The sequence below is a fragment of the Kitasatospora sp. NPDC032121 genome (assembly GCF_055580145.1).
Genome location: NZ_JBVILX010000009.1, coordinates 316647 through 329044, shown reverse-complemented (window position 1 = coordinate 329044; position 12398 = coordinate 316647). Strand labels below are relative to the sequence as shown.

Below are 12398 nucleotides of genomic sequence, written 5' to 3'. Positions count from 1 at the left end.
GATCTGCGCATTCCTTTGCGGAAATAAGGGGGCCCCCCCGAATTTGGGCGGACTGGGGTTTTTTGTTGTTTGTGGGGGGGGGGGGGGGGGGGGGGGCCACCCCCCCCCCCCCCCCCCCCCCCCCACGCCGGGCGCGCGACCGCTCGGAGCGCACGCGTTCGAGGGGGGGCTCAGCGCGCCAGGGGCCTGATCGCCGTCGGGGCGTGCTCCGGGAGGGTGGCCGGCTCCTCGGACTCGTGGACCTCGTCGATGTCGGCGGCGGCCATCGGGATGTCGGTGACCCGCTCCAGGATCGCCTCGACCACGACCGGGACGCGGAACTCGGCGGCCAGCTTCCCGGCCTTCAGGAAGGCGGGCAGCAGGCCCTCCGGCTCGGTGACCCGGATCGCCTTGCAGCCCAGGCCCTCGACGACCTTGACGTGGTCCACGCCGTAGCCGGCCGGCTCCGTCGCGTTGACGTTCTCGAACCCCAGACTGACCTGGAAGTCGATGCCGAAGGCCCGCTGCGCCTGGCGGATCAGCCCCAGGTAGGAGTTGTTCAGCAGCACGTGGACGTACGGGATGCGGTGCTGGGCGCCGACCGCCAACTCCTCGATCATGAACTGGAAGTCGTAGTCGCCGGAGAGCGCGACGACCTGCCCGTCGGGGTCGGCGGTGGCGACGCCGAGCGCGGCCGGGACGGTCCAGCCGAGCGGCCCGGCCTGACCGCAGTTGATCCAGTGCCGCGGCCGGTGGACGTGCAGCAGCTGGGCGCCGGCGATCTGGGACAGGCCGATGGCGGTGACGTAGCGGGTCTCCGGGCCGAACGCCCGGTTCATCTCCTCGTACACGCGCTGCGGCTTGAGCGGCACGTCGTCGAAGTGGGTGCGCTGCTGGAGCCGGGCCTTGCGCTCCTGGGCGGAGGCGGCCCAGGCGCTGCGGTCCCTGAGGGTACCGGCGTCCCGCAGCTCGCGGGCCACCTCGACGAACAGTTCCAGCGCGGCCCCGGCGTCGGAGGAGATCCCGAGGTCGGGGGCGAAGATCCGGCCGAGCTGGGTGGGCTCGACGTCGACGTGGACGAAGGTGCGGCCCGCGGTGTAGACGTCCAGGCCGCCGGTGTGGCGGTTGGCCCAGCGGTTGCCGATCCCGAGGACAAAGTCGGAGGCGAGGAAGGTCTCGTTGCCGTAGCGGTGGGAGGTCTGCAGGCCGACCATGCCGGCGTTCAGCTCGTGGTCGTCCGGGATGGTGCCCCAGCCCATCAGGGTCGGGATCACCGGGACGCCGGTGAGTTCGGCGAACTCCAGCAGCAGCCCGGCGGCGTCGGCGTTGACGACGCCGCCGCCGGCGACGATCAGCGGGCGCTCGGAGCGCTGGAGCAGGGCGACGGCCTTCTCGATCTGGGTGCGGTTGGCGGCCGGCCGGTAGACCGGCAGTGGCTGGTAGGCCTCCGGGTCGAAGTCGATCTCGGTCAGCTGGACGTCGACCGGCAGGTCGATCAGGACCGGGCCGGGGCGGCCGGAGCGCATCAGGTGGAAGGCCTGCTGGAACACGCCGGGGACCTGAGCGGCCTCCAGCACGGTGGTGGCGGCCTTGGTGACGGGCCGGGCGATCGAGGCGATGTCGACGGCCTGGAAGTCCTCCTTGTGCAGCCGGGCGACGGGCGCCTGGCCGGTGATGCAGAGGATCGGGACGGAGTCGGCGATCGCCGAGTACAGGCCGGTGATCATGTCGGTGCCGGCCGGGCCGGAGGTGCCGACGCAGACCCCGATGTTGCCGGCCTTGGCGCGGGTGTAGCCCTCGGCCATGTGGGAGGCGCCCTCGACGTGCCGGGCCAGCGTGTGTCCGATCGCGCCGGAGGCCTCGAGCGCGGCGTAGAACGGGTTGATGGCCGCGCCGGGCACGCCGAACGCGGCCCTGACGCCTTCGAGTTCGAGGATCTCCACGGCCGCGCGGGCGGCTGTCATACGGGGCATCGGATCTCTCCTGGGTCGGCCCGCTGTGGCTCGGAGGGCTCATCTCTCGAATTCCACCATACGGAAGAGTTATTTCTGTATGTGGAAGCAAAGTAGGGCGGGTCCGGCGGGGCGTCAAGGGGACTTCAACAGGATGTGGCAGCGCCGGACGGCTGCTCCGAGGGCGGGGATTCGTACGCCAGCACGGCTGTCGCGCTGGTGTGCCCGTGGAACCGGACGCTCCGCGCCGGAAAGCGCAGCCGGTGTGCAGCGGTGGTGAAGAGGCGGTGGCGCCGGTGGGCCCGCCCCGCCGTGCTGGGTACCGTCGGTGGCACGCCGGGCCCGTGACGTCCAACTGAGGCCGCGGCAAGGGGGTTTGGGAGCGCCGCGGAGCGGGGGAACTCCGGCGGCGGCCCCGTCCAGGACCAGCGCGCCCGGTCCGCCGCACCCGAGCGAGGGACGCACCCCCTGGCCGCACCGACCCGACACCCGCCGCCGCGCTCTGGTCCCGCCCGGACCCGCGGCCGTACCGCTCTCGCCGCCCTCCGCGGTGCCCTTCCCCGCCATCCTGCTCCCCGCCCTTGCAACGGCGCGCCCGCTGCGTCGGGTGCGCGGAAGGAACACCCCCATGTGCTGCTGCACCCCTGCCCGGTCCCTGGCGGTGACCGGGTGAACCCGCCGCCCCACCGGAGCGACAGCCCGCCGGGCCGCCTCCGCAAGCACGGCCCGCCGGGCCGGCCCCGCACCCCGGCCGCCCTGCTGCGCGCCGTCCCCTGGCGCCATGACCTGCCCGCCTCGCTGGTGGTGTTCCTGGTCGCCCTCCCACTCTGCGTCGGCGTGGCCGTCGCCTCCGGCGTCCCGGCCGAACTCGGGCTGGTCACCGGGATCGTCGGCGGCCTGGTGGCCGGCCTGCTGCCCGGCAGCAGCCTCCAGGTCAGCGGGCCCGCGGCCGGGCTGACCGTCCTGGTCGCCGACGCCGTCCAGCGCTTCGGCACCGGCGCGCTCGGCCTCCTGGTGCTCGGCACCGGCCTGCTCCAACTGGCGATGGGCGCCCTGCGGCTCGGCCGCTGGTTCCGCGCGATGTCCGCCTCGGTGGTGCACGGCATGCTGGCCGGCATCGGACTGACCCTGGTGTTCGGCCAGCTGTACGCGCTCGCCGACCGCCGCGCCCCCGCCACCGGGCCGGAGAAGATCGCCGGACTGCCCGCGCTGCTGGGCGACGTGCTGACCGCCACGGCCAACCCCTGCGCCGTCGCCCTGGGCCTCGGCACCCTGCTGGTCCTGGTCGGCTGGAAGTACCTGCCGGAACGCGCCGCCCGCGCCGTCCCCGCCCCGCTGGCCGCCGTCGGGCTGGCCGCCGCCGTCACCGCGGCCGCCGACCTGCCGGTGGCCCGGGTCCGGGTGGCCGGACTGCTCGACGTGGTGCACCTGCCCGACCGCGACGCGCTGACCGCCCTGGCGGGCACCGCCGGGCTCGGCACGATCGTCGCCCTCACCCTGATCGCCTCCGCCGAGACGCTGTTCAGCGCCGCCGCCGTCGACCGGATGCACCACGGCCCGCGCACCGACTACGACCGCGAACTCACCGCCCAGGGCGTCGGCAACGCCGTCTGCGGGCTGCTCGGCGCGCTGCCGATGACCGCGGTGATCGTGCGCAGCGCGACCAACGTCCAGGCCGGCGCCCGGAGCAAGGCCTCCCGGGTGCTGCACGGCGGCTGGCTGCTGCTGTTCACCGCGCTGCTGCCCGGCGCGCTCGGGCTCGTCCCGCTCACCGCTCTGGCCGCCGTCCTGGTGCATGCCGGCGCCAAGCTGGTGCCGCTGCGCCGGATCGTCGCGCTCTGCCGCGGCCACCTGGGCGAGGCGCTGGTGCTGGTGGTGACGGCGGCGGCGATCATCGTCACCGACCTGTTCGACGGGGTGCTGATCGGCGTCGGCCTGGCGGTGGCCAAGTCCGCCTGGCAGACCTCGCACCTGCAGATCACGGTGGAGGAGCAGGAGGGGGAGAGCGGAGCGCCGGTGCACCGGGTGCGGCTGAGCGGCAACGCCACCTTCCTGCGGCTGCCCCGGCTGCTGGACACCCTGGAACGGCTGCCGGGGGACCGGCCGGTGGAACTGGACTGGTCCGGGCTGCGCCATCTGGACCACGCCTGTACGGTGGCCCTGGTCTCCTGGGCGGCCCAGCACCGCGCCCGCTCCAGCGCGCCGCTGGCGGTCGAACCGCCGCTGCCGTCCGTGGCCTGACGGGTCAGAACATCTAGCCTGGTCGCTGGTTCTAGCCTGGTCGCTGGTTCGGGCCGACCCGAACCGGCGACCAGTGCCGTCGACACGCAAGGAGCGCAGAGCCGTGATCGCAGCCTTTTCGGTGACCCCGCTGGGGATCGGCGAGGACGTGGGGGAGGCGGTGGCCGCCGCCGTCCGGGTGGTCCGGGAGAGCGGACTCCCGAACCGCACGGACGCCATGTTCACCAGCATCGAGGGGGAGTGGGACGAGGTGATGCCGGTGATCAAGGCGGCGATCGAGGCGGTGAAGACTTACAGCAACCGGGTCAGCACGGTCATCAAGATCGACGACCGGGCCGGGGTCACCGACGGCCTCACCGCCAAGGTCGCCTCGGTGGAGCGCCACCTGGCCGCGGGCGACCCGTCGGGCCGGTGACGTCGGAGCCGGTCAGCCCGGCGGGTCAGTCAGACCGTTGACGTCGGCCGGACCGTTGGCGTCGGTCAGACCGTTGACGTCGGCCGGGCCGCTGGTTCGGCCGACGCGGCCCGGGGTCGGCGGGTGAGCAGGCGGTCCAGGGCGTACGGGCCGGAGCCGAGCACCGCGATGGCCAGGAAGGCCCAGCAGAACATCACCGCGAGTTCGCCCCCGTTCTGCAGGGGCACCAGGGCGTGCTCCTGGTGGACGGTGAAGTAGGCGTACGCCATCGAGCCGGAGCAGAGCAGGGCGGCCACCCTGGTGCCGGCGCCGAGCAGCACCAGGGCGCCGCCGACCAGCTGGATCAGCGCGGCCCACCAGCCGGGCCACTGGCCGAGCGGGACGGTGCCGCCGCCGCCCTTGGCGCCGCCGAGCACGCCGAACAGCGAGGACGCGCCGCGGCAGATGAACAACAGGCCGACGACGATCCGGAACGCCGTCAGCACGGCGGGTCTGGCGGCGTCGACGGCCTGCCGGGTGTGGGTGGAACGGTGTGCGGGCATGCGAAGCGCCTCCTGTGGGGGGAGGAGGTGGATGGGATCGGTAGGGTAGCTATGGTCTAGTCCACTTGGCAATGCTCCGTCAGAGATCAGGTCTGGACCAATAATTGGCCTTTCTTGACCGATCGATCCGGAAAGGACTACCGTTCCCGGCATGGCGCGAACGAAGGAATTCGACCCGGACGCGGCGCTGCAGGCGGCTCTGGAGCTGTTCTGGCAGCGCGGCTACGAGGCGACCTCGATGGCCGATCTGGTCGAACGGCTCGGTATCGCCCGGGCCAGCGTCTACGCGACCTTCGGCAGCAAGCGAGAGCTGTACCTGCGGGCGCTAGAGCGCTACTGCGAGCAGAGCGACTCGGCGCGGATGCTCGAACTCTCCCAGCCCGGCCCGGCGCTGCCCGCGGTCAGGGCGCTGGTCCGCCAGTACGCCGAGGTGGGCGAGGGGGAGAGGCGGCGCGGCTGCTTCGTCACCAACACGGCGGTCGAGCTGGCCCCGCACGACCCGGACGCGTCCCGCCGGGTGGAGGCGAGCCTGGACCGCCTGGAGACGCTGCTCACCGCGGCCCTGCTGCGGGCCGAGGCGCAGGGCGAACTGCCCGCCGGGCGGGAGCCCCGGGCACTCGCCCGGATGCTGGTGGTGCTGCTCCAGGGCATCCGGGTGGTGGGCAAGACCGCCGACGGCGGGGCCCGGGCGCGGGCCGCCGCCGAGCAGGCGCTGGCGCTGCTGGACTGACGGCCGGCCGATGTGGGCCTGCGTCTTCTGCTGTGCTCATTCTGAACCGAATGGTCTATATAGGGGGGAGGGTTTTACATGGCCGCCATCACTACCGGCCGGTACGGCTTCGCGCTGCTCGGCGTCGTCCAGGCGGTGCTGATCTTCACCATCACGATCCTGACCGTGCCACTGCCGCTGGTGGCACGGGAGTTCGGGCTCGGCCCGTCCGGAGTGCTGCTGCTCAGCGCCGCCTACGGGCTCTCCTTCAGCTCCCTGTTACTGCTCGGCGGAAGACTGGCGGACCGGCACGGCGGGCGCCCGGTGCTCCGCGCGGGCCTGGCACTGCTCGCCGCCGCCTCGATCGCCTGCGCCCTCGCGCCCGGCTACCCCGTTCTGCTGGCCAGCCGCTTCGTGCAGGGCGCGGGCGCCGCCCTGGCCGCCCCGGCCGCCGTCGCGGTGGTCCGGGTGCTGCATCCCGAACCGGCCGCCTACCGCCGGGCGATGGCCACCTGGGGAGGCCTGTCGGTGCTCGGCGCCACCGCCGGCAGCGTGGTCTCGGGCGCGGTCGCCGCCGCCGTCTCCTGGCGCTGGCTGTTCGCGGTGCCCGTGCTCGTCGCCCTGGTCGGCCTCGCCCGCTCCGCCGCCCTGCCCGCCCCCGCGCCCGCCGGTACCCGCCCCGCACTGGACCTGCGCGGGGCGGTCCTCGCCACCGCCGGTGTCTGCGCGACGAGTCACGCCCTGGTCGGCTCCACCGAGCACGGCTGGCACAGCCCCGGGACGTACGGCCCGCTGGCCGCCGGGCTCGCCCTGCTGATCGCCTTCGCCGCCGCCGAGCGCCGCACCGCCGACCCGCTGCTGCCGCCCGGCTTCCTCGCCGACCGGCGCCGCGCCACCGCACTCGCCGCCGTCATGGCCACCGCCGCCGGCACCGCGCTCACCTTCGTCCTGCTCTCGCTCTACCTCCAGCAGCTGCGCGGCTGGAGCGCCGCGGCCACCTCCGCCGCCTTCCTGCCGTACGCGGCGGTCCTGCTGCTCTCCGGCCGGCTGGCGGGCCGGCTGACCGTCCGGTACGGGCCGGTGGCGGTCACCGCCGGCGGCCTCGCCGTGGCGGCCGCCGGACTCGGCCTGCTCGCCGGGCTCGCCCCCGACAGCGGATACGCCCCCGGCCTGCTGCCCGGACTGCTCCTGCTGCCCGTCGGCGCCGCCGCGGCCTTCGCCGGTGCGGCCGTGCTCGCCACCGGCGGGGTGCCGCCCGAGCGCACCGGGCTGGCCGCAGGGGTGTTCAACACGGCCATGGAACTCGGGCCCACCGCGGGGTTGGCCGCCCTGATGGCGCTCGCCGCCACCCGCCCGAGCGCCGTCGGCGGCTACGCCGCGGCCTTCGCGGCGGCCGCGGCGGGGCTGGCGCTCACCGCCGTCGCGGTCGCCGCCCTGCCCCGCAGCGCCGTCCCCGATCCGACCACCATGCCCAACGGGACCACCGTCCCCGATCCGACCACCATCCCCAGCGCAACCGAACACGCCAACCACATCGAGGAGTTCACCCCATGACCACGCGTTTCGCCGACAAGTCCGTCCTGGTCACCGGCGCCGGCAGCGGCATCGGCCGGGCCATCGCGCTCGCCTTCGCGGGCGAGGGCGCCCGGGTGGCGGTCGCCGGCCGCACCGCCGGGCCGCTCACCGAGACCGTCGAGCTGATCGAGCGGGCCGGCGGCAAGGCGGTCGCGCTCACCGGCGACGTGACCGACTCCCAGGACGCCGCCCGGCTGGTCCGGGAGACCGTCGAGCTGTTCGGCGGCCTGGACGTCGCCGTCAACAACGCCGGAGTGTTCGGTGCGGCCGGCCCGGTCGCCGAGATCGACGAGGCCGAGTGGCAGCGGGTGATCGGCACCAATGTCACCGGCACCCTGCTCGCCATGCAGGCGCAGATCGCCCACATGCGGGCCCACGGCGGCGGCGCGATCGTCAACGTCTCGGCCAATCTGGGTATTCACCGGCGGGTCGCGGGCGTCGGCGCCTACGCCGCCAGCAAGGCCGCGGTCACCGTGCTGACCAGGGCCGCCGCCCTCGACCACATCGCCGAGGGCGTGCGGATCAACACCGTCAGCCCCGGCGCGGTGGACACCCCGATGTCCTCCCTGCCGGGCGAGGACGCCGGGGCCAAGGCCGAGCGGATGAGGGCCGAGGTCCCGGTCGGCCGGGTCGGCGCGACCGAGGAGGTGGCCGCCGCGGTGCTGTACCTGGCCTCGCCGGAGGCGGGCTACACCGTCGGCAGCGACCTGGTGCTGGACGGCGGCTCCTCCGCCTGACCGGCTCCTCCGCCGCGATCGTCGCCGCGATCGCCGCAGGGCTCACTCGCCCAGCCACTCCCCGGGCACCGCCTCGTAGAGCGCCTCCAGCGCCTGCGGGGTGCGTGCCCGGGCCGCCACCCAGGCCCCCTCGGTCACCCCGATCAGCGTTTCCGGCCCCTGGTACCAGCGGAAGTTGCGGCCGAGCGCGGGCAACTCCCGCAGACCGACCGGCAGTTCGTCCGCCAGGTCGAGGAAGTCGGTCAGCTCGTGGTCCTCCAGCAGCTTCTCCATCAGCGCCATCGCCGCGGCCGCCGTCGAGAAGTTCTCCTCCCAGGGCTCCCACCGCTCCCGCGACTTGTCCGCCAGGTCGAGCCGGCCCACCGTCGGTGGGTCCTCCCGGTCGAGGTCGTCCAGCAGCACGCCCCAGTACGCGCAGCCCTGGTTCTCCGCCCGGTACACCAGCGCGCCGTCCAGCACGTACAGCTCCGTCGGGGTCAGCAGCACGTCCTGGCTGCTGGTCAGGTCCGCCCGGCGGCCGAACAACCGGTACGCCTCGCGCAGCGCCGCCGGCAGCCGCAGGCCGAGGCGCAGCTCGGCGGCGTCCAACTCCGCGTCCGTGAAGCCGTCGTCCGGGCCCAGTGGCTCGCCCCAGTACGCGGCGAAGCCCCTGACGAGTTCCCAGGCACCCGCGCGGGAGCGCACACTTTCGGCCATTGCAGCCGGGATGTCGAATTCCGTTTCGTCCACCCGCGCACCGTACGCCACCCCTCCGACAGCGCGGTGAACCGCCGGACCGCCCGCCCAACTGGCGCTCCGCCGCCCGTTCGCCGCCCGTCCGCGCACGACCGGCCGGATCTGACGCGAACGCGTAATCCCGGTGACACCCGTTGATCACCACGAGGTTTCCGGGCCGTCGTTCGGGCAAGACACGGTTTCGGCCTGAACCGACATCACGAAAGGCGGACGCGCGAAAGATGCCGACCGCACCGCACACCGCGGCCCTCCCGGGCCGCCGCCCACGAGCGCACCGGGGAGGACGCTGGGGCGAACACGGGCTCGCCTGGGCCTTCCTGCTGCCGTCCCTGGTGGTCTTCGTCCTCTTCATCGGCTACCCGCTGGGGCGGACCGTCTACCTCAGTGGGCACGCCAACGACCTCTTCGGTGCGCCCTCGCGCTACGTGGGGACGAAGCACTACACCGACCTGTTCGCCTCGGCCGACTTCGGCCGCACCCTGACGACCACGGCGCTGTTCACGCTGATCACCGTGGTTCCCGGGGTGCTCGGCGCGCTGGCGCTGGTCCTGCTCCTGGAGAACCGGATCCGCGGTGTGCGGCTGCTGCGCTCGGCCTTCGCACTGCCCTTCGCGTTCTCGGTGGCCAGTGCCTCGGTGGTGTTCGCGGTGTTCTTCAACCCCGCCAGCGGGGTGCTCAACGGCCTGCTCTCGCACGTCGGCCTCGGCCCGGTCGGCTGGCTGACCGACTCCCGTTACGCGCTGTTCTCGGTGGCCGTCACCACGGTGTGGATGAACCTCGGCTACAACGTGCTGGTGCTCTCCGCGGGTATCGGGTCGATCCCGGGCGAGGTCGTCGAGGCGGCCCGCATCGACGGCGCCTCCGGCCTGCGGCTGGCCCGTTCGATCACCATCCCGATGCTCGGTCCGAACCTGTTCTTCCTGACCGTGGTCTCCACCGTCCACGCGCTCCAGAGCTTCGGCCAGATCCACATCCTCACCAAGGGCGGGCCGGACGGCTCCACCCGGACCCTCGTCTACTCCGTCTACGAGAAGGCCTTCGCCTACGGCTCCAGCGACTTCGGCACCGCGAGTGCCCAGGCCGTGGTGCTGCTCGTGGTCGTCCTCGCCTGCACCGCCGTCCAGTTCGGCGTCCTGGAGCGGAAGGTGCACTACGCGTGACCACCCTGACCACCGAGGCCGAGAAGGCGGCGGCCGAGGCGCCCCGCGCGCGCGCCCGCGCCCTCGCCGGGCGCTCCCCGCGCGACCTGCTCGGCCGTGCCGCCGTCTACCTGCTGCTCGCCGTCGCCGTCGTCACCGTGGCCTTCCCGGTCTACTACGCGATCGCCGGCGCCTTCATGGGCCCGTCCGAACTCTCCTCCTACCCGCCTGCCCTGGTGCCGCACTCGGTCACCGGCCGGAACTTCTCCGGCGCCGTGGAGGCCATCCCGCTGGCCCGCCAGTACGCCAACTCGGCGATCGTGGCGACGGTCATCACCCTCGCCCAGCTGTTCACCTCGATCCTCGCCGCGTACGCCTTCGTCTTCCTGCCGATGAAGGCGCGGGCCGTGGTGTTCGGGGTGTTCCTGGCCACGCTGATGGTCCCCTGGGAGGCCATCATCATCCCCAACTACCTGACGTTGTCCGGCTGGGGGCTCGGCAACACCTACTTCGGCCTGGTGCTGCCCTTCCTGGCCTCCGGCTTCGGCACCTTCATGCTGCGCCAGGCCTTCCGGCAGCTGCCCGGCGAGCTGCGCGACGCGGCCCGGATCGACGGGGCCGGCCACTGGCGCTTCCTGTGGCGGATCGTCGTCCCGCTCAACAAGCCGGCCCTCGCGGCGCTGTCGATCTACGTCTTCCTGTCGGCCTGGAACCAGTACTTCTGGCCGCTGATCATCACCCGCACGGCGAACATGCAGACCCTCCAGATCGGTCTGACCTCGCTGCGCGACTCCGAGATGGCCGACCCCGGGCTGATCCTGGCCGGCGTCGTGCTCTCCCTGCTGCCCACCCTCGCCCTGGTGGTCTTCGGCCAGCGCTTCATCGTCCGCGGCCTGACCGCGGGCGCCGTCCGCTGACCCGCTTCCCGTCCACGACCCGCTTTCCCGGATAGAGAGAGAACCCTCGTGAAGAAGAGTGCGCGTGCGCTCGCGGCCCTGCTGGTGGCCGGCCTGTCCCTGACCGCCTGCAGCTCCAGCGGCTCCGGTTCCGGCTCCGGCGGCTCCTCCGACGCCGGCGCGCCCGACGCCCAGGCCCTCGACCAGGCCTCCGGCGTCACCACCGTCGAGTTCTGGCACTCGATGACCGGCAAGAACGCCGACGTGCTGAACGGCCTGGTCAGCCAGTTCAACGCCGCCCACCAGGGCAAGATCGAGGTCAAGGCGGAGTTCCAGGGCAAGTACGACGAGCTGGTCACCAAGTACAAGGCCGCGGTGCAGCAGAAGGGCACCCCCGCCCTGGCGCAGGTCTACGACATCGGCACCCGGTTCATGATCGACTCCAGGCAGACCGTCCCGGCCCAGGCCTTCGCCGACAAGGACGGCTACGCGCTGGACGACCTGGACGCCAACATCCGCAACTACTACTCGGTCGGCGGCAAGCTCCAGTCGATGCCGTTCAACTCCTCGATGCCGCTGCTCTACCTGAACACCGACGCCTTCAAGGAGGCCGGCCTCGACCCGGCCCAGGCGCCCAAGGACCTCGACGGGCTGGGCGAGCTGGCCAAGAAGCTCACCAAGAAGGACGCCGACGGCAAGACCGTCCGGTACGGCTTCGGCGCCGCCATCTACGGCTGGTTCGTCGAGCAGCTGCTCGCCGAGTCCGGCGCCATGTACTGCGACAACGACAACGGCCGCGGCAACAAGGCCGGCAAGGTCGTCTTCGACTCCGCCCAGGGCGCCCGGATCGTCCAGTGGTGGGCCGACCTGGTCAAGGGCGGGTACGCCGCCAACACCGGCCGCACCACCGACGACGCCCAGGCCGCGTTCAAGGCCGGCACGGTCGCGATGCACCTGGAGTCCACCGGCGTGCTGCGCGGCTACACCGAGGCCGCGAAGTTCGGCGTCGGCACCGCGGCCTTCCCGAAGGTCACCGCCGCCGACCAGGGCGGTCCGGTGATCGGAGGCGCCTCGCTGTGGATCAGCGGCCCCGGCCACTCGGACGCCGAGAAGCGCGCCGCCTGGGAGTTCGAGAAGTTCGTCTCCGCCCCCGAGCAGCAGGCCGTCTGGCACACCGGCACCGGCTACTTCCCGGTCAACACCAAGTCCCTGGACGACCCCAAGGACAAGGAGTGGGTGGCCAAGTACCCGCAGTTCCAGACCGCGATCGACCAGCTGAAGGCCACCAAGCCGACCCCGGCCACGGCCGGCTGCCTGCTCGGCGTGATGCCGCAGGCCCGTAAGGGCGTGGAGACCGCGATCGAGCAGACCATCGCGGGCACCAAGCCGGCCCAGCAGGCTCTGGCCGACGCCGCGAAGGAGCTGCAGCCGGCGATCGAGAGCTACAACAGCTCGGTCGGCTGAACCCGCCACGGCTG

At 73.1% G+C, this 12398-nt stretch carries 11 protein-coding genes; 8 read left to right on the top strand and 3 right to left on the bottom strand.

Annotated elements, in window-relative coordinates; all coding sequences use genetic code 11:
- Positions 1 to 170: 170 nt before the first annotated feature.
- A complete protein-coding gene (gcl, locus tag ACZ5OX_RS23715) occupies positions 171 to 1952 on the bottom strand; it encodes a glyoxylate carboligase (RefSeq protein WP_465632719.1) in 1782 nt (593 codons plus the stop codon).
- A gap of 735 nt (positions 1953 to 2687) precedes the next feature.
- On the opposite strand from gcl, the gene ACZ5OX_RS23710 reads away from it, so the two are divergent.
- Together ACZ5OX_RS23710 and ACZ5OX_RS23705 are read left to right on the top strand one after the other, a co-directional pair.
- Positions 2688 to 4172, top strand: a complete 1485-nt coding sequence (locus ACZ5OX_RS23710; protein WP_465632743.1) for a SulP family inorganic anion transporter — start codon at positions 2688 to 2690, stop codon at positions 4170 to 4172.
- A 103-nt stretch (positions 4173 to 4275) separates the two neighbouring features.
- The gene (locus ACZ5OX_RS23705; RefSeq protein WP_465632717.1) at positions 4276 to 4587 is read left to right on the top strand and encodes an MTH1187 family thiamine-binding protein; all 312 of its coding nucleotides are present in this window, start codon (positions 4276 to 4278) and stop codon (positions 4585 to 4587) included.
- 65 nt (positions 4588 to 4652) lie between these two features.
- Here the strand turns inward: ACZ5OX_RS23705 and ACZ5OX_RS23700 are convergent, their stop codons facing one another.
- Positions 4653 to 5129 (bottom strand): DoxX family protein, encoded by a 477-nt coding sequence (locus tag ACZ5OX_RS23700; RefSeq protein ID WP_465632716.1) that lies wholly within the window; start codon positions 5127 to 5129, stop codon positions 4653 to 4655.
- A gap of 151 nt (positions 5130 to 5280) precedes the next feature.
- Here ACZ5OX_RS23700 and ACZ5OX_RS23695 point away from each other — a divergent pair, with 151 nt between their 5' ends.
- The 3 genes from ACZ5OX_RS23695 (at position 5281) to ACZ5OX_RS23685 (ending at position 8150) form a co-directional block, all read left to right on the top strand.
- On the top strand, positions 5281 to 5859 hold the full coding sequence (locus ACZ5OX_RS23695) for a TetR/AcrR family transcriptional regulator (protein ID WP_465632714.1): 579 nt from the start codon (positions 5281 to 5283) through the stop codon (positions 5857 to 5859).
- Positions 5860 to 5937: 78 nt separating this feature from the next.
- The gene (locus ACZ5OX_RS23690) at positions 5938 to 7392 is read left to right on the top strand and encodes an MFS transporter (protein WP_465632712.1); all 1455 of its coding nucleotides are present in this window, start codon (positions 5938 to 5940) and stop codon (positions 7390 to 7392) included.
- Positions 7389 to 8150, top strand: coding sequence for an SDR family NAD(P)-dependent oxidoreductase (locus tag ACZ5OX_RS23685; RefSeq protein WP_465632711.1), 762 nt, complete (start codon positions 7389 to 7391; stop codon positions 8148 to 8150). Before ACZ5OX_RS23690 ends, ACZ5OX_RS23685 begins: the two co-directional genes overlap by 4 nt.
- A 42-nt stretch (positions 8151 to 8192) precedes the next feature.
- Here ACZ5OX_RS23685 and ACZ5OX_RS23680 read toward each other — a convergent pair whose 3' ends face one another.
- Positions 8193 to 8879 (bottom strand): SMI1/KNR4 family protein, encoded by a 687-nt coding sequence (locus ACZ5OX_RS23680; protein WP_465632709.1) that lies wholly within the window; start codon positions 8877 to 8879, stop codon positions 8193 to 8195.
- A 227-nt stretch (positions 8880 to 9106) separates the two neighbouring features.
- Between ACZ5OX_RS23680 and ACZ5OX_RS23675 the strand changes: the two genes are divergently transcribed.
- Genes ACZ5OX_RS23675 through ACZ5OX_RS23665 form a run of 3 tightly spaced genes read left to right on the top strand, consistent with a single transcriptional unit; the run spans position 9107 to position 12384 of the window.
- Entirely contained in the window at positions 9107 to 10045 is a 939-nt protein-coding gene (locus ACZ5OX_RS23675; RefSeq protein ID WP_449809046.1) for a carbohydrate ABC transporter permease, read from the top strand.
- Positions 10042 to 10941, top strand: coding sequence for a carbohydrate ABC transporter permease (locus ACZ5OX_RS23670; RefSeq protein ID WP_465632707.1), 900 nt, complete (start codon positions 10042 to 10044; stop codon positions 10939 to 10941). The genes ACZ5OX_RS23675 and ACZ5OX_RS23670 overlap by 4 nt, the downstream gene beginning before the upstream one ends.
- 48 nt (positions 10942 to 10989) lie before the next feature.
- Positions 10990 to 12384: an ABC transporter substrate-binding protein gene (locus ACZ5OX_RS23665; protein WP_465632705.1), complete on the top strand. Its 1395-nt coding sequence runs from the start codon at positions 10990 to 10992 to the stop codon at positions 12382 to 12384.
- Positions 12385 to 12398: the final 14 nt, after the last annotated feature.

Coding starts and splice junctions, on each gene's coding strand:
- gcl (WP_465632719.1), bottom strand. CDS start 1,952: ATGCCCCGTATGACAGCCGCCCGCGCGGCCGTGGAGATCCTCGAACTC.
- ACZ5OX_RS23700 (WP_465632716.1), bottom strand. CDS start 5,129: ATGCCCGCACACCGTTCCACCCACACCCGGCAGGCCGTCGACGCCGCC.
- ACZ5OX_RS23695 (WP_465632714.1), top strand. CDS start 5,281: ATGGCGCGAACGAAGGAATTCGACCCGGACGCGGCGCTGCAGGCGGCT.
- ACZ5OX_RS23690 (WP_465632712.1), top strand. CDS start 5,938: ATGGCCGCCATCACTACCGGCCGGTACGGCTTCGCGCTGCTCGGCGTC.
- ACZ5OX_RS23685 (WP_465632711.1), top strand. CDS start 7,389: ATGACCACGCGTTTCGCCGACAAGTCCGTCCTGGTCACCGGCGCCGGC.
- ACZ5OX_RS23675 (WP_449809046.1), top strand. CDS start 9,107: ATGCCGACCGCACCGCACACCGCGGCCCTCCCGGGCCGCCGCCCACGA.